At 44.2% G+C, this 16,024-nt stretch carries 18 protein-coding genes and 1 riboswitch; of the genes, 11 read left to right on the forward strand and 7 right to left on the reverse strand.

Translation table 11 applies throughout. The annotated features are described in order from the left end of the window. The first annotated feature begins 68 nt into the window (after positions 1-68). Genes LY387_RS18740 through LY387_RS18760 form a run of 5 tightly spaced genes read left to right on the forward strand, consistent with a single transcriptional unit; the run spans position 69 to position 3,714 of the window. Entirely contained in the window at positions 69-581 is a 513-nt protein-coding gene (locus tag LY387_RS18740; RefSeq protein ID WP_234497350.1) for a hypothetical protein, read from the forward strand. Positions 582-592: 11 nt separating this feature from the next. Then, positions 593-1,510: a sterol desaturase family protein gene (locus LY387_RS18745; RefSeq protein WP_234497351.1), complete on the forward strand. Its 918-nt coding sequence runs from the start codon at positions 593-595 to the stop codon at positions 1,508-1,510. Positions 1,511-1,550: 40 nt separating this feature from the next. After that, on the forward strand, positions 1,551-2,237 hold the full coding sequence (locus LY387_RS18750; RefSeq protein WP_234497352.1) for a response regulator transcription factor: 687 nt from the start codon (positions 1,551-1,553) through the stop codon (positions 2,235-2,237). Beyond that, positions 2,224-3,501: a sensor histidine kinase gene (locus LY387_RS18755; protein ID WP_234497353.1), complete on the forward strand. Its 1,278-nt coding sequence runs from the start codon at positions 2,224-2,226 to the stop codon at positions 3,499-3,501. The genes LY387_RS18750 and LY387_RS18755 overlap by 14 nt, the downstream gene beginning before the upstream one ends. 60 nt (positions 3,502-3,561) lie before the next feature. Further along, the gene (locus LY387_RS18760; RefSeq protein WP_234497354.1) at positions 3,562-3,714 is read left to right on the forward strand and encodes a hypothetical protein; all 153 of its coding nucleotides are present in this window, start codon (positions 3,562-3,564) and stop codon (positions 3,712-3,714) included. A 118-nt stretch (positions 3,715-3,832) separates the two neighbouring features. Here the strand turns inward: LY387_RS18760 and LY387_RS18765 are convergent, their stop codons facing one another. After that, positions 3,833-4,318 (reverse strand): VOC family protein, encoded by a 486-nt coding sequence (locus LY387_RS18765; protein ID WP_042477932.1) that lies wholly within the window; start codon positions 4,316-4,318, stop codon positions 3,833-3,835. Between the two features lie 228 nt (positions 4,319-4,546). Here LY387_RS18765 and LY387_RS18770 point away from each other — a divergent pair, with 228 nt between their 5' ends. Then, positions 4,547-4,888 (forward strand): DMT family transporter, encoded by a 342-nt coding sequence (locus LY387_RS18770; protein WP_234497355.1) that lies wholly within the window; start codon positions 4,547-4,549, stop codon positions 4,886-4,888. Positions 4,889-4,956: 68 nt separating this feature from the next. On the opposite strand, the gene LY387_RS18775 is transcribed toward LY387_RS18770, so the two are convergent. Beyond that, entirely contained in the window at positions 4,957-5,889 is a 933-nt protein-coding gene (locus tag LY387_RS18775) for a LysR family transcriptional regulator (protein ID WP_234497356.1), read from the reverse strand. A gap of 115 nt (positions 5,890-6,004) precedes the next feature. Between LY387_RS18775 and LY387_RS18780 the strand changes: the two genes are divergently transcribed. Beyond that, positions 6,005-6,928: an SDR family NAD(P)-dependent oxidoreductase gene (locus LY387_RS18780; protein ID WP_234497357.1), complete on the forward strand. Its 924-nt coding sequence runs from the start codon at positions 6,005-6,007 to the stop codon at positions 6,926-6,928. 46 nt (positions 6,929-6,974) lie between these two features. Continuing rightward, complete coding sequence (locus LY387_RS18785) at positions 6,975-7,355, forward strand: DUF4345 family protein (protein ID WP_234497358.1); 381 nt, start codon at positions 6,975-6,977, stop codon at positions 7,353-7,355. A 49-nt stretch (positions 7,356-7,404) separates the two neighbouring features. Here the strand turns inward: LY387_RS18785 and LY387_RS18790 are convergent, their stop codons facing one another. Next, positions 7,405-7,851 carry a DUF2753 family protein gene (locus LY387_RS18790; RefSeq protein WP_234497359.1) on the reverse strand — a complete coding sequence of 149 codons (447 nt, stop codon included), beginning with the start codon at positions 7,849-7,851 and terminating at the stop codon, positions 7,405-7,407. Positions 7,852-8,027: 176 nt separating this feature from the next. Here LY387_RS18790 and LY387_RS18795 point away from each other — a divergent pair, with 176 nt between their 5' ends. From LY387_RS18795 to LY387_RS18805, 3 genes are all read left to right on the forward strand, one after another. Further along, positions 8,028-8,285, forward strand: coding sequence for a type B 50S ribosomal protein L31 (locus tag LY387_RS18795; RefSeq protein ID WP_234497360.1), 258 nt, complete (start codon positions 8,028-8,030; stop codon positions 8,283-8,285). Positions 8,286-8,295: 10 nt separating this feature from the next. Next, positions 8,296-8,439 carry a type B 50S ribosomal protein L36 gene (ykgO, locus tag LY387_RS18800; RefSeq protein WP_234497361.1) on the forward strand — a complete coding sequence of 48 codons (144 nt, stop codon included), beginning with the start codon at positions 8,296-8,298 and terminating at the stop codon, positions 8,437-8,439. Between the two features lie 98 nt (positions 8,440-8,537). Continuing rightward, positions 8,538-8,696 carry a hypothetical protein gene (locus LY387_RS18805; protein ID WP_234497363.1) on the forward strand — a complete coding sequence of 53 codons (159 nt, stop codon included), beginning with the start codon at positions 8,538-8,540 and terminating at the stop codon, positions 8,694-8,696. A 65-nt stretch (positions 8,697-8,761) separates the two neighbouring features. Here the strand turns inward: LY387_RS18805 and LY387_RS18810 are convergent, their stop codons facing one another. From LY387_RS18810 to LY387_RS18825, 4 genes are all read right to left on the reverse strand, one after another. Continuing rightward, a complete protein-coding gene (locus LY387_RS18810) occupies positions 8,762-9,550 on the reverse strand; it encodes a nucleotidyltransferase domain-containing protein (protein ID WP_234497365.1) in 789 nt (262 codons plus the stop codon). Positions 9,551-9,719: 169 nt separating this feature from the next. After that, positions 9,720-11,597: a beta-N-acetylhexosaminidase gene (locus LY387_RS18815; RefSeq protein ID WP_234497366.1), complete on the reverse strand. Its 1,878-nt coding sequence runs from the start codon at positions 11,595-11,597 to the stop codon at positions 9,720-9,722. Between the two features lie 228 nt (positions 11,598-11,825). Further along, a complete protein-coding gene (locus LY387_RS18820) occupies positions 11,826-12,926 on the reverse strand; it encodes a hypothetical protein (protein ID WP_234497367.1) in 1,101 nt (366 codons plus the stop codon). Between the two features lie 15 nt (positions 12,927-12,941). Further along, positions 12,942-13,024: riboswitch (cyclic di-GMP riboswitch) on the reverse strand. A 127-nt stretch (positions 13,025-13,151) separates the two neighbouring features. Then, a complete protein-coding gene (locus tag LY387_RS18825; protein ID WP_234497368.1) occupies positions 13,152-15,986 on the reverse strand; it encodes an HD domain-containing phosphohydrolase in 2,835 nt (944 codons plus the stop codon). Positions 15,987-16,024: the final 38 nt, after the last annotated feature.

Here is a 16,024-nt window from a genome sequence, read left to right on the forward strand (position 1 = left end):
GATAACCTTTTGTTAACCCCCATAGCGATACGCTTGTTTTCAACAAGAAAAACACTATGGAGCAGCCTATGAACCTAACTAAATCCATTTTTACATCAATGCTCATCGCTTTAGTAACCTGGAGCGGCGTTTCCGCTCAAGAACAACCTAAAGTTAAAGCCAATACTGCTGGAACCACGAAGACAGAACTCCACTACTTTTACATACTGCAAACAAGAGCTGATTTAGACCATATTGAACTACTATGGAACGACGCCTATAAGAAACTTGAATCTGTCTCAAGGGATAACTTGAGCACCATTATCGTCGCCTACAAAGACCTTAGCCAAGATTTCGCCACCGCCGACATCACTATCGGATATCAATCGACTACTGCCGTCAAAGGCGAGAAATCAACTATCGAACTCAATCAGAACAAACAGGTTCTGCTTAGCAATGGAAGCCATGACAAACGTGCGATAGAAAGCGCTTGGAACGACATCGACTACCGCCGTGATATCGAGGTGATTATCGAAACACATGACCTCAATCAACACGGACTACCCGACAGCAATTCACTGACCGTCTACTATAAGGATTAGGAGCTAACACTATGGAAATACTGACTATGCTGTCCGAGTTTACAACGCCCGATTCCTTGTATTATTGGGAAACATGGATAGACGATAACTTCTTCCTGCTCGCCATGTTCGTCTTTGCCATCGAGCTTGTTCGCTATGCCTTTAAGCGTCGAATAAGCTGGCGGCTTATTGGTGACAGTACGACTAACTTCGTCACACTCGGCTTTCTATTTTTGATGGTCTTTATTGTTGGGCTTGCTTACGTTGGCGCCTTTCTGTTCGCTTACGAGAACTGGAGCCTCACGCACTTACCACTCACTGGCTGGACCGTGATTAGCTGTTTAATCCTTGCAGATCTTGCTTATTACTGGGAACACAGGTTTCTGCACAGCAATGGCTTTGCATGGGGCACACACTCCGTTCACCATAGCTCTCCATTTTTCAATATCTCGGTAGCATATCGGTTTGGTCCACTTGATTGGTTCTTCCCATTCTTTTTCCATCTCCCTTTGGTGTTGTTGGGTTTCCATCCGTTCTTAGTGTTAATGTGCGAAACCATTGTTCAGGTGTTCCAAACGCTGCTTCATACCGAAACGGTCAAACGTTTTCCGCGTCCTATTGAAGCCGTGTTCAATACACCGTCTCACCATCGTGTTCATCATGCGGCAAACAAGCGTTACTTAGACAAAAACTACGCCGGGATCTTGATTATCTGGGACCGAATATTTGGCACCTTTGCGAGGGAAGATGACAAGGTAAAGTACGGCATCTACCCTGCGGTTAATTCTGTGAACCCAATAAAAGTGCTGTTTCATGGCTACTGGAAGTTAGCTCAACAGATTTGGAACGCGCCGTCGTGGGCATATCGATGTCAGTTGCTGGTTCGTTCTCCGCATTGGGCGTGGGAGCAGTCACAAAAACGGCGACGCAGCGATGCGAATCCATCCTAGTTGATACAATAGACAGAGACTCATCGGTAAACAGGTAATTATGAGCAAGATAAACGCATTACTCATTGAAGACGATATCGATCTTGCTGAAGCAATCAGCGACTACATGGAAGTAGACAACATTGAGTTTGACTTCGCTTACAACGGAGTCAGTGGCTTAGAGCTTGCCTCAACCAACCACTACGATGTGATACTAACTGACATCAACATGCCTAAGATGAACGGCCTAACCATGACTCAAACCTTGAGGAATCAAGGAGTCGCTACGCCTATTCTTATGCTGACCGCTCGCGATACCTTGGAAGACAAGCTAACTGGCTTTCAAGCGGGCTCAGATGACTACCTCGTTAAACCATTTGCAATGGAAGAGCTCAAGGTCAGGCTGCAAGCCTTGGCTCGGCGAGGGCTCACATCGGTCAGTAAGCTCACTATTGGTGATTTATCTGTCGATTTACAATCGCATCTCGCAATTCGTGGAGGGCAGGAGCTTCGCCTTCCACCCGTTTGCTGGAAAATGCTCGCTTGCCTTGCAAAGCACAGTCCAAACGTGGTCTCAAAGTCCCAATTGGAACAGGCTATTTGGCAAGACGATGTCCCAGCGGCTGACAGCTTAAAGGTTCATCTTTTTAAATTACGGCAGGTTGTCGACACCCCTTTCGACACCAAACTCATTCATACCATTCATGGTGTTGGTATCGCCCTTAGAGAGAATCATGATCAGCATTAAAAGAGACGTTTATCTATTTCTATTCGGGTTACTTTTCCTCCTCGTCACGGCATACAGTATCATGGTAAGCCAGAGTTATTATCTTGGGTTAGAGGAATCTGCCAAGTATGAAATGCTCTATGAAATGCGTGCAGTAGAAAAATACTATCAAGAGAGAGGCACACTCCCAGACACCGAAGGTCGAACATTTCAGGTGTTCTCTAGTCTTGATTCCATGCCGACATATTTTCGCAAAAGCTTCGATTGGCAAGCGTTTGAGCCCGGTGAGATTTACGAGCACTACCTCGTTGCCAAAGACAATAGCAATGCTCATTACCTCTATGCTTCAACGCAAGAGGCAAAAGCCAATGGCAATATTCTTTACTTTGTCACCACATACGATGAATCCCTTTACTACCAACTCTTAGAGTCCGATGTCCCTGAGTCCTATACACAATTCAATCAGGCACTTTTGATTAGCGGAGCACTGCTACTCGCGGTTTTTGTCATGGTTAGATGGCTAATTTTCCGCTTAACACAGCCCGTGTTTCGGTTAGCTAAATGGAGTTCAACCTTAAACATCCAAGAGCCTCCACCCCAACAGAAGCTGCGCTACCAAGAATTAATTGGGCTTGCTGACACCTTGACACAAAGTATTGAGCGAGAAAGAGAGTCAATCGCGAGAGAAGAGACGTTTCTCAAAACCGCCAGCCATGAATTACGCACTCCAATAGCCACTATTTCAGCCAGCAACGAGTTAATAGAACGCGGTAAAGAGCACCTTTCACCAAGTCAAAAACGGGCGACCAATCGCATCAACCGTGCCACTGCGAATATGAATAACTTAATTACAGCTCTGTTGTGGTTAAGTCGAAAAGAGCAGCTTCCTATTCAAGTATCAAAGGTCGACTTAATAAACCTCGTAAACAAACTTGTAGAAAATAACCGCTACCTTATTGAACGTAAGGCAGTGGAGGTTGAGATCCTCGGTGACTCAGCTGATGAGATTGAACTGCCGCTTGAACTCACTCAAATTACACTAACGAACCTTGTCCGAAATGCTTTTCAGCACTGCACCGATGGTCAAATTACCATTCGTGTTTTCAAAGATGGTGTTCTGATTTCTAACCCAGCTACCGAGCAAAGTGACGAGTCATCACCCTCAGGATTTGGTATTGGATTAACGCTGGTTGAAAAGATCTGTCATCAGCAAAATTGGTCTTTGCGCCTTGAGCATTCTAGCTCTATGTATGTGACAGAATTGATGTTTGGAAAGTGCCGTTAACCAAATGATAACCTCTCTCCACCTACACTAGCGGTATATTGAACAGGTAATGAGGTGACTATGCGAGTTTGGATTTTAGAAACACTTGTTTGGGCTGCGGTGACGGTCAGTGTGTGCGTTGCAATCTGGGGGGTTAACACCGTTATTATTTTATCTGCGCTCGGCATCTCTGTCGCTGTATCTCTGATACTTGGCAACAGCTCGCGCTCTTAATCTCAGAAAGCTCTTAATTTCAGAAAACAAGTAATGCCAAAAAGCGAACGATCTTGGATCGCGTGAAACGAAAAAAGGTTGGCTCAATGCCAACCTTTTCTAACTCTTCCGCTTTTGATTACTCGTAATCAGACGCGTAAGTTTCTTCGTATGTGTGCGAGTAGAGTTCAAACAAGTTACCAAACGGGTCTTCTAGGTACACCATTTTCGCTGGCTTGCTGTCATCTTCAGGGTGGTAGCGCATGATATCCATACGTACTTTACCGCCGAACTCTTCAGTACGTGCAATCGCACCTGCAAAATCGTCTGTTTGTAGACAGAAGTGGAAGATACCTAGGCGAGAGAAATCCACTTCATGGCGCTCTTGACGCTCTTTCATTTCGAACAGTTCGACACCGATGCCATCTGTCGTGACTAGGTGAGCGATGTTGAAGCCTTTAAAGCCTTCACCGAATACTGCGATACACATTCTGCCAATCGCTGTTTCACGCTCCTCGATGACTTTTGTGTTGTTCATAACGATTTTTAGACCAAGCGCTTTAGTGTAAAACTCTACCGCTTTGTCCATGTCACCAACCATGATGCCTACGTGATTCATTTTCATAATTTGTTACCCCAATTCGTGTTGTTTGTGTCAGACCTTGTGTCGATGAGGAGAGTATATGGACAAATATAAATTAGGTTAAATTATCAATAATTATTTATTTAATAATTTTTTGTTATTAATGAGATCGTTTTGAAATGTCTTTACTAATTAGCTGCATCAAAGCCACCAAGTTGAAACAAAGGTGTGCTATCTTGCCAGCCAATATTCATACTCCAGGCACCACACATGCTATCGATTCCTCCCTATCTCGCCCTTGCCATCGCTATCGGACTTGAGGTATTTGCCACATCTTGGCTTCCTAAGACTCAACAATTTACCGCTGTCGTACCAACACTTGCGGTCTTAGTGGGTTATGGGCTCGCTTTCTATTTACTCGCCGTCGCAGTGCAAACCCTTTCACTGGGAATCGCCTACGCGATCTGGTGCGGTGCTGGCGTTGTATTGGTGGCGGGTATTTCTTGGCTGGTGTATGGCCAAAAGCTCGATATCTACGCGATTGTAGGGATTGGTTTTATCCTCGTTGGGACGATGATCATCAATGTCTTCTCATCTTCGGTAAACCACTAAACGCAGTATCGGGCGTCATCATTGGCGCCCGATTTCAAAGGATTACCTCTGTTTGTTTTGCCGCCGATTCAAACGGCATCGAGCTCTGCTTTATCAACGGTACCGGAAACCCAAAACTCTTTTTCCCGCAACTGAACGCACTCTGCTAGGAAATCGACTAAACAACGAATTCGAGCTGTTCGTCTGAGATCCCGATGCAGCAATAACCAAATGCTCCGATACGGTAGCGGTTTTTGAAAGGGAGCGCGAACAAGTTCGGGGTGCCTATCGCCTAGGTTACATGCGAGGTACGCCATTCCAAGTCCTGATGCTGCCAGCGAGATGAGCGGAACGAGTTCAGAAACACGATGCTTCAGTGTCGCTTTCGGGTAGAAGCTTTCTTTAAGCCACTGACTTGAGGTGTCTCCCTCGGGTTCATGCCAGCCAATGAAATGCAGCCCCTCCCCCTGATTGTTTCTTACTTTTTCTGCGTAGTCCCTTGAACAATATGCTGCTTGTGACATCTGAACCAAGCGTCTTCCCACTGCATCATCATAAACATCATCGGCAACTCGGATAGAGACATCAACTTCTCTTCGATGCAAATTGGCTATGCTGTTTCCAAACTGCAGGTTTAAATGAATATCGGGATAACGTTGAGAGAACAGCGCCAAATCATCCATCAATGATGTCATTGCCATACCATGAGGCATAGATACATAAACGGTTCCTGTTGGGTCTGAATCCTTGCCAATGATCATTCTGGCAGCTGCCGTCATTTCCTCTTCTGCTCTTTGCGCATAAGGCAGTAACTCTTCTCCAATTTGCGTAAGCACAAGCCCCTGCTTTGATCGGTCAAATAAACGGCTACCTATTCGCTCTTCCATCAACGAAAGTCGTCGAGTTAACGTCGTGTGGTTAACACCGATACTCTCAGCTCCTCCCCGCAACGTACCCGCTCTCACGACAGCCAAGTAGTACTTAAGGTCATCCCAATTAAAGGCATAAGGCTCGCTATTCATTGTGTTACCCATGGTTCATTTTTGACACACCATGTTCACATTTACCTATATACAGCTCAGTTTTCAAGCATGGTAATTTAATCATATGTTGAACGTCACACGAATGGAGCGACAAATGAAAGTGATTCAATCAGTGTTAATTACCGGCGCAAATGCTGGCCTAGGATTTGAGGCAGCGCGCCAACTAGCTCACAAAAACACGATTACCAAGATCTATCTTGCCTGCCGAAATGAAGACAAAGCTAATCAAGCAAAACAGCAACTCGTAGAGCTGACAAACCGAGATATCTTTGAAATCGTGACCATTGATGTCTCCGACTCTAGATCGGTCAAATCGGCTGTCTCCAACCTGCACTCCGCATTTGATGCTGTGATATTAAACGCGGGGGGAACAGGCGGGAAAACACCTAATGCGCTCACTGCGGATGGGGTCACGACGATTTTCGCTTCTAATGTATTTGGTCATACGGTACTCGTCGACGAACTCATTAAAAGACAACTGGTCACATCGACCATCGTTTACGCTGGTTCAGAGACCGCTCGGGGCATACCCAAGATGGGCGTAGCAAAACCTGAGCTATTAAACACATCTGTTGCCGAGTTTACCGCCATCGCAAACGGCAGCAAGTTTGGCGGGGCAGCGGATCCGCTAGACGTCTACGGCACCATTAAGCTGACGGGTGCACTTTGGATGTCCTCCATGTCTCGCAAATATCCACATCTACGATTCATCACCATGAGTCCGGGTGGCACCGCTGGGACCAATGGCATGGATGACCTACCGTTTGTAAAAAAGGTCTTCTTTAAATATCTAGGCAACCTCATGATGCCAATGCTCGGCATGATGCATAGCGTCGATAAAGGAGCAAAGCGCTACGTAGATGCCTTGTTTGATGATCAGTTTCAATCAGGCAGGTTTTACGCCAGCAAAATGGGCTCGCCAACAGGACCAGTTGTCGATCAGGCCACTATTGACCCCCTATTTGGAATGGAAACAGCGCAAGACAACGCCCGTTTGGCAATTCAAACGCTTTCTTAAGCGCTCAAGGCCATACACCTTAAATATGACTCGAAAGGAATTCACAATGGATATGACACTTCAAATTCTCGTTTCACTCTCCACTGCAATGCTAACTGGACTCGGTATTATGTCGATGTTCGCACCGCAAAAAATGGTGGGTAACTTTTCAATCACGCCCAATGGCAAGCTTGGTTTGAACACCATACGTTCTGTTATGGGAGGGCTGTTCTTGGCGAGTGTTGTGGTATTGCTGCTAGGTTTAACCTCAGGAGATACCGAGGGCTATTTCTTTGTTGCAATCGTAATGCTTGCCGTTGCTTTTGGTCGAGTTGTTGGTCTGCTTTTTGATGGTTTTGACAAATCCGTCGTTGCACCTCTTGTATTGGAACTCGCCATTGCTGCTCTGCTGCTATTCGCGCATATGAAAAATGGTGGGTTTTACTGATCATCGGCAAGTAAATGCAAAAAGGTCGGCTTCTATGAAGCTGACCTTTTTAATGAATTTGAAACTTAACGATCAACTCGCAATCGTTAACAGACTGAATCTGCTCTACATGTTTCGCCACTTTCGGATTTGGATGACGCTTCAGAAACTCAACCATTGCAGATTTACAACAACCTAAGGAGGAAACAAAGCGGCTGCAGCTCGTTCGAGGGCACTGCGGCAACAGCATCATCACTTCCTCTGAAGCAAGCTGTAAATACTTCAATTCGTAATCACTATCTCCTTGAGCACGCCAAAAATCTGCCAAGTTATGGCAAGACATTACCTTGATGGCTAATAGATCTTCAAGTTCTTCCAAGTCTCCCTCAGTGTTGACTTCCAAACGCTGAGATTCTGCCAGCGCAACTTGATAATGCGCAACTGCAGACATTAATTCTCCACGTTTGGCTGCCTCATCAGCTAGTAAAGTGTGTCTCTCCCATTTAGCCGTGTCCATTCCACCTACTCCGTCTCTACCTTTTGAAAATTAAATGATATTGATTATCATTTAATTTTCAACCACATAAATGATGTGGTTTCGTTCTCAATCAATATCATTAAAAAAACAGTAGACCCCACCATTGATAACAATTATCATTTGCAAACGTTACAACATAACAATGAGGTCTTATTATGAAACCAAATATCCACCCTGAATACAGAAAAGTGGTCTTCCACGACACCACTGTCGATGAGTATTTTATTGTCGGTTCTACGCTTCAAACCGATCGCACGATTGAATGGAAAGACGGAAAGACCTACCCATACATGACAATTGAAGTTTCATCAGAATCTCACCCATTCTACACAGGCAAACAGCGTATCATTAGTAAAGAAGGCCGAGTTGCTAACTTCAACCGTCGCTTTGGCGGCATTAAAACCAAATCATAAAGGACGCGTAATGAAAGTTCTTAGCTCACTGAAAAGTGCCAAAAAGCGCCATCCGGATTGCCAGATCGTAAAACGACGCGGCCGAATCTATGTGATCAACAAAACCAACCCTAGATTTAAAGCAGTACAGGGAAAAATTAAACAAAAACGCTAAGGTGTGACGGACACATCATGAACAAAGGCAACTTGTTGCATTTAAATTTTAGCTCGCACTACACTGACTAGGTAGGTTGGAACAAGGAGAAGTAAATTATGGACGATTTGCAATTCTATCTGGTTAACGAATACTGCCCGCGCTGCAATTCAGTAACCACTCATGATGTGTTTGAAGTCAACACAGACAATGATGAACAAAACAGTCAAACAGAGGTCGAGCATTTTTGCGAAAAATGCCAGTCACTTGATATCTAGTAGTGACAACGTCAAGCAAACGAAAATAGCCATCAAGTCGATGGCTATTTTTCTATTGTTAGTTATCAAACTTGTTTTTGAAGATACTGATAGCAAAGTTCTTGAGCTCTGTCGTTACGCTCGACGACTTCGTTGTCTCTTAATTCTAAGTAAAGAGAGACACATTGCTTAACCGCTGAGATCAAAGACTGCTTCTCTACTGTTGCGATCGTTTTAGCCAGTTTTTCGGCAAACTCTGGAAGACGCTTTTCAATCGTACGCACACCAGATGGGGTAAGCCCCGCCTGCTTCAGCGCTAGTGGCGATAAAACGTTTTGACGCAAGAATGAGAGAAACTCAAGAGTTTCAAAATACTCACCACGAGCAATTTTTGTTGCGGCATAGTGAGTCCAAATCCAAAAACGGTCTTCAATCCATTGCGGGTCTGGTTGCGGATAGGCGGGTAAAGCTGTCGCAAATACATCGGTTAGCAGTGTCCCTTTCTCCCAAAGCACCGCACAGTCGTCTACTCGATTCGCGGCATCTGCCAGTGAGACGAATTTGAAATCAACGTGGATTGCATCCGGTGCGAAGATAGAAACGATCAATCTTGGTTCGCCCACATGTTCACCAGAGAAGCCTGCGGCATAGCCTTCTATCTGACTCACAATTTCAAATCGCTGATCGAAGACTTCTTGATAATCATTTGGGTGAATAGCGATAACCAAATCGAGGTCACTGTACTCATCCATATTGTTCGAGCCATACGAGCCGCTTGCTGCAATACCGGAAAGGCGAGAGTCAGCGGATAGAGCTTCGATAATTCTATTGAGTACCGCTTTGTGTGTTCCTGGAAGTGTCGTTGGATAGTTCATATTTTACCTTTTAAATTGTGGAAACTACGGACGTAGCTAGTGCGGTAAAATTAACGCAGCATTATAGAGTATTTTAAGAATGAGTTTCTTGCAATGCCGATCTTTTGTAGATCGACATATAGCGGAGAATGAAAGCCAACTGATATCAAGCTGGCTTTAAATCAACAAATTAACCCCTACGATAGTTGATTCCTTTACTCTCTAGATAAGAGAGCTGGGCGGAAACCCTAGGCAGGAAATGCGACCAATCTTTATTTTGTGTCGATGTCCAGGCAATTTCAGCGACAGCAAACAATCTTGGATATAACAAAAACTCTAGTGTTTGTTTATCTTTAACAAACTCAGTCCAAACTAGCGCTTGCGTCCCAATCACTTGCTGGCTGTTCTCAATGTTAGATGGCTCAAACTGATAGGCGGTTTTAAGATCAATCGTGCCCGCCCACAATACACCCGTTTCATTGATGTCTTTATTCCAAGCCATATCTAGGTAAGTCGCTTGAGCAGGGCACATAATAACCGGGTACCCCGCTTTTGCTGCTTTTTGTCCCTCTGCACTATTTGACCATGCACAAACCGTCGCATTGTTGGTAATTTTGTTGCCGTGACTCGCTTCCTCCCAAACTGCAATTCGTCTGCCTTTATCTGCTATGTATCGCTCTAGATGCGAAATCAAGTGTCCTTCAAGTTGTCTAACATCTTCAAACTCTAGCTCCGTGGCTTTCTGACTACAGGCTGGAGATTTCTCCCACACATGAGCAGGTACCTCATCCCCACCTAAATGAATCACCTCAGACGGGAACATCTCACACACCTCATCAAGGATAGTTTCGAGTACTTCATAAGTCGCTGGCAGGCCCGGGTTGAGAACGTTATCTTGATATTGCTGAATCGAAACATAGTCAGAAGTGTCTTCTTTCTCAATCAGCAAATGAGGAAGCGCCATAATGAGAGCACGCGCATGTCCTGGTATATCGACCTCAGGAATGACAGTGATCTCTCGCGCCTTCGCATACGCAACCACTTCTGCTATTTGCGCTTTAGTAAAGAAGCCGCCATATCGATTCGAACCAGACCCAAACTGCGGAGGCTGAATCTCGCCCTCTCCGCGCCATGCACCTAACTTGGTAAGCATCGGATAGGCGTCAATTTCCATTCTCCATGCTTCATCATCGGTTAGATGCCAATGGAAGGTGTTGAGCTTTAGCCAAACCATCTGGTCAATGACAGACTTGACCGTATCGATGTCGTGAAATGAGCGAGCACAATCAAGAAACTGACCTCGGTAAGAGTATTGAGGCGCATCTGTAATCACCACACAATCAACTGTATCTCGTCCTGTTACCACTAATTGAGCTAGCGTCACAGCACCATAAAGAAAGCCGCTAGAGCTTGACGCCTCTATCTTTACAGACTCCTCGCTGATGGTAAGTTGATAAGCCTCTTCTGCTAATTGCTTTGACTCAACAAAAGAAACCAGAGGATTAGCGTTAGTCTGTTCAAACTGGGTATCACTAAACTGTTGTGTCAGCCAAGAGATCGCATTGTGAGAGACTTTATTCGCCAAACTCATCGACACAGAGTTTTGCCAAATGAATGTGCCTTGCTTTGCCACTACTAGATTGGGCTGAGGAATCACACCGGCTTTTGGTGCTGGCATTGGTTGTACATTCAGTTTAAGCGATTCAGGCTGGGGCATGCTATGGCTGCCAATAGCAACCTCGATGAATTCCTTACCTACTTTCAAGTAAGGTCCGTTAGGTCTTTCTGACAGATTAAACAGCCCGCTGGTATTACTCTCAATCGTTACTGTCCAACTTTCACCAGCAGCAATTCTCATTCCTTCAAGTGGGGTAAGTTCAATATGAGAGCCAACTTGGCTTTTCACTACACCATTGACCACTTTACTTTTATCTAAAAATCGCGGCATATCAAAACACAATACAAAATCATGGAGCTGCGAGTCCGTTCTGTTCTCTAGAACAATGTGGAGCTTTAGCGATTGAGTTTCGTTGTTTACCACTTCGAAGTGCAGTGTTAGATTACTCACGATATTTCCTTATTACTCGGCTACTGGCGGGGAAGTTACATTTAGATCTGGCAACTATCCAACCTGGGTTCGATAACTTCAACTAAGAGTATCAATCGGTAATATCACTGTCGGTAGGCAGTATGAGATTAATTGAAAAGTGCGAGTGATCGTTGATTATTTAAAACTGACAGGCATTAAAAGCGAAAAACCCCGCAGAGCGGGGTTTTTATGGTCATATATCAAGACTTATTCAATGACCGCAAACGCAGCATAGCCGTCACTGTTCATACCAAACACGTAGTATTGGTCTCCATACGAGTAAATACCGTTGACCTTACTCATATACTCTGTTTTGGTTTGCGCGTCATTCATTTCAGCATTATAAGAATCTGCAAACTCCGTCTTACTGAGTGCTTCTATATCAACGTTCTTATAGGCACCTTCCACATTTAAGGAGATTGGCGCCTTTATCGAAGGATTAGTTTTACCGTTCGCAATGCGTTTGCCAGAACCTAGCACTTCTAGGTGAACTTCCTCACCGTTTTTACAAGCACTGTTACACGAAGGTTTTGAACCTGGTTTTAACTTCCAATAAGTAGGAATACGGGTTCCCTTCGCTATATAGTTCTCATCTTCAACGAATGAAGGGTCGTTAGCGTTGTATGATTTGAAGTAAATGTCATGCTTCGCTCTTTGATAACCGACAATAAACAGACCATCATCTGACACATGCGTTCCTCTTGTATCCCAAGCCCAGTTGTTACCTTTAGAGGTACTCGTCGGTGACAGATTCATTTTCTTTGCCATCGCAAAACTTAGTTGGCCAGTGTTTTTATCAGCTAGAACGGCTCTTACTTGAGTTTGTGAAGAAGTGCGGTAGATAGACTTATTCTGTTTTTCGCTTGAAGTACCAATCGCTACTTTGACATTCTTACGAATTAATTGAAGGCTCGAAACGTCATAGTTTGGACTTGTGATGTCTTCAACCGAAAAAACCTCATCATATGGCTGCTTCCATAGTGCCGATGTACTTACCTCATCTAACTCCACAGATAATTTGTCATCACACGTAGGGCTTAGTGATTCTAGTACTGTTGAATCACCCGATAAATCACCGCTCACGACGATGTTCTTCCAGCCTCTATTTAATGTCTTTCCATTAGAATCTAACTCACAATCAGTGTCCGAAATATTCGCTCTAATGACAGCAAGTGCAGAGGAATCATTTATAGCAAAGGAGCGATACTCCCCTTTGATATCAGAAATATAAAAATCAATAGCAGCAAAAGATGGTGCAGAGAACGCCAAGAGAATACTTGTCGTAGCAAAGGTCTGTTTGAGGTTCATAGTGCTTTCCTTGTCATGTGCAACCCGGCTTACTCTAACCTCATAAGAGTCCCGTGGCTTTCCGTCCTGCCCTCGCGAACAGTTTGGCATTGATAAAGTCGTTGCTAATGTTAGTACTTTAGTAGTACTTTGCTGACACTTTTGATAGTAATGTGATAACAATCAAAATATGTGCAATAGCGCATAGAAAGTTGTTGATATACATTCTTGTTTTTGCAGCATAACTTACAAAAACGCCGCTATATTTACTTCATCAATCTGCTCCTCGAGCATGTATTCTCGTGCAAACCTCAAATACACACCAGACGTCAAAAATAGTCTGAACAAGGATTCATCTAGGTGGTTATCTTTAACCATATAACTCATGATCTTAAGTGACTCTGACAGTGTTTTCGCTTTTTTATAAGGACGGTCAGCGCTAGTTAAAGCTTCAAATACATCTGCAATCGCCATAACCCTTGCTGCTAGCGGCATCTCCTCTCCTTTGAGTCCCATCGGATAGCCTGTGCCATCCATTTTTTCATGGTGTCCACCAGCAATAGAGGCGACATTTTGCATATGTGCAGGGAACGGCAAAGATTCTAGAATTTGAATCGTTTGAATGATGTGATCATTAATGATGAAGCGTTCCTCTTCTGTGAGCGTTCCCCTACGTGTCGATAGATTGTACACCTCACCCTGATTCGCTTTGTATTGGGTTGGCTTCATCGTGAAACGTGGATCGCTTTGGTGAGGGGTATCCCAAGATATGAGGTGCTCAGGCATGTTAGCCAATAGCGTTTCTTGTTGGGGGAGTTGCTCTTCTGTTTGATGGCGCTGCCTCTCAACCCAAGAAATGCCCTTGCGTTTACTTAAGGTACGTATCCAACGAGTTTTCGCTATTCGCTCCAACCGCTTAAGGTCTTCATCACTGACAAATTCACCCCCGATATTAAGCGACGCGATGAAGTCAAAATCATCATCAATTTGTGTATGCAGTTCCTCCAGAACACGCTTTGCTTCTTGACTCAATTCGCCAAAACTTTCCTTCAACAACATAATTTCTTTATCTCGCTTAATCACTTCAAAACGAGTTCTGATTTCATGTATTCGGTCATAGATGGTTTCGAGCTTCGTGGATTTATCAACCACATGTTCAGGCGTAGTGATCTTGCCGCAGTCATGTAGCCAAGCTGCCATTTTCAGCTCTTGCCACTCTTTCTCATTAAGGTGAAAGTCATTAAACGGCTCTAATGTGGATTCGTGCGCCGCTTGTGTTAGCCATTCAGTTAAGACAGGTACTCGCTGACAGTGATTACCTGTATACGGCGATTTTTTATCAAGTGAGCCAGCAAATACTTGAATGAAGGAGTCCAAAAGAGCTCGCTGAGACTCCAGCATTTGCTGAGTTTCAATTGCAATAGATACGTAACCAAGTAGCGTCTGCAAATAGTCGGAATACTCTCGATAAATCGATTCTGCACCTCCCTTCTCAAACATCAGACCAAGTGCACCAATAACGACCTCTTCTCTATTTTTCAGCGGTATGTATATCACTTCACTTTTTTCGGGAAGACTTGCTTCAAATTGCAGATGGTTGAGCTCGTGTAGTGGGAAAACCTGACCCTGTTTATTTACAAAAACATGTTCAATAAACCGAGCAGCATCTTGCGTGGAAATACTTTTAGCGTGAACATTTTGAGCCCTATTAAACTGGACAACATGAGGAACCAACTCATCACTTTTCACATCAAGTAAGTACAGCAATACTCCATCAGCAGAGACTGAGGCAGCTGTGTTGCCGCACACCAGTTCAAGCATGCTGTCTAGGTCTTGTTGACGTGCGATACCATCCGTCAGCGTAATAAATCGAGATATCGTCGCTTGAGTCGACATTTGGGCATGATTCAATTCTTGTATCTCTTTGATATAACTATGCGGGAGTGGTGAAGTATCGAACGAGAAGTTCTCAATTGCTTTCGCTTTTTCGGTCGCTTTCACAATAGGCTTTGAGATAAGCCTTGAGACCAAGTAAATACAGGGCAACATCAGCAGCAACACTATCAAAGACGCATACAAGGTTTGCTGCTTTATCAATAGTCCTTCATCAAATATTGATGACGCCTTTGTCGCCATTAACAAATGGATGTGCTCACTATTCATCGGTTTGATGGTAACGATGCGCCCAAACCAATTTTCTTTCTGAAATTCAAAGCGCCCGAGCTCAACACCTCCTTTTTTTCGGTCTATCGCATGTGGGACAATGTCTCGATTAATATCAGCGATCTGCAAAATGTCACCATTGTTTTCACTACTAAGACCGCTAGAAAACGCGTACACAGCGCCATCGTCGTTATACAGCACTCTGATAGAAGATTCGTTGGTCAGTGTATCTTGCAAACTTTGGTGTAGATCTTTGAGCATGACATGAACAGAAACTCTCAGCCCTTGCTGATTTACCTGTGATATTACAACCCCCATTGCAGTGGAGTTAGCGAGCTTAGTCGGTTTGGAAATCGTATTACGCCCTGGGATTACTGACGAGTTATCTTGATAAGCTAGGTGAAACTCTTCCTCATTGACCTCTAGCCTCTCAACAAAGTTGAGGCTGCTATCGTAGGTATAAACCTCAACTACGCCACCAATCTCATGCGCCACGATATATCGCGATTGCTGATTGTTAATCACGATATCAGGTGTCAAGTCTTCTGATACTCGCTTTACGATCACGCTATCACCATCTTTGAAAGAAAAGGTGTAGGTCTGCACATGATCAAACCGTGAGAGCAAATGAATCACTTCTGGTACAACCCGTAACCGCTCAAACCCAACAGAGGCATTGAGGCTATGGCTGTTAGAGAAACTACCCAGTGCAGAGAACGCTGTGCCATAGTGACTATTTAATTGGTACTTAGTTTGCTCAGCGATTCGTTCAAATATCTTACTATTGGCCTTAAAAATCACCTCTGACATCGCTTTGTTACTGAGTGCCATCTGCGTTCCAGATGCAATAGCAACAACGAATATAATGATGGTGACGATATGAACATGGATTGGAAACGACCTTTTCGAGATTTTCATTACATTCCCTGTAAACTGAGCGCTCTTGTTTAAAAATA

The sequence above is a fragment of the Vibrio maritimus genome, from assembly GCF_021441885.1.
In the GTDB taxonomy this organism is placed as follows: domain Bacteria; phylum Pseudomonadota; class Gammaproteobacteria; order Enterobacterales; family Vibrionaceae; genus Vibrio; species Vibrio maritimus_B.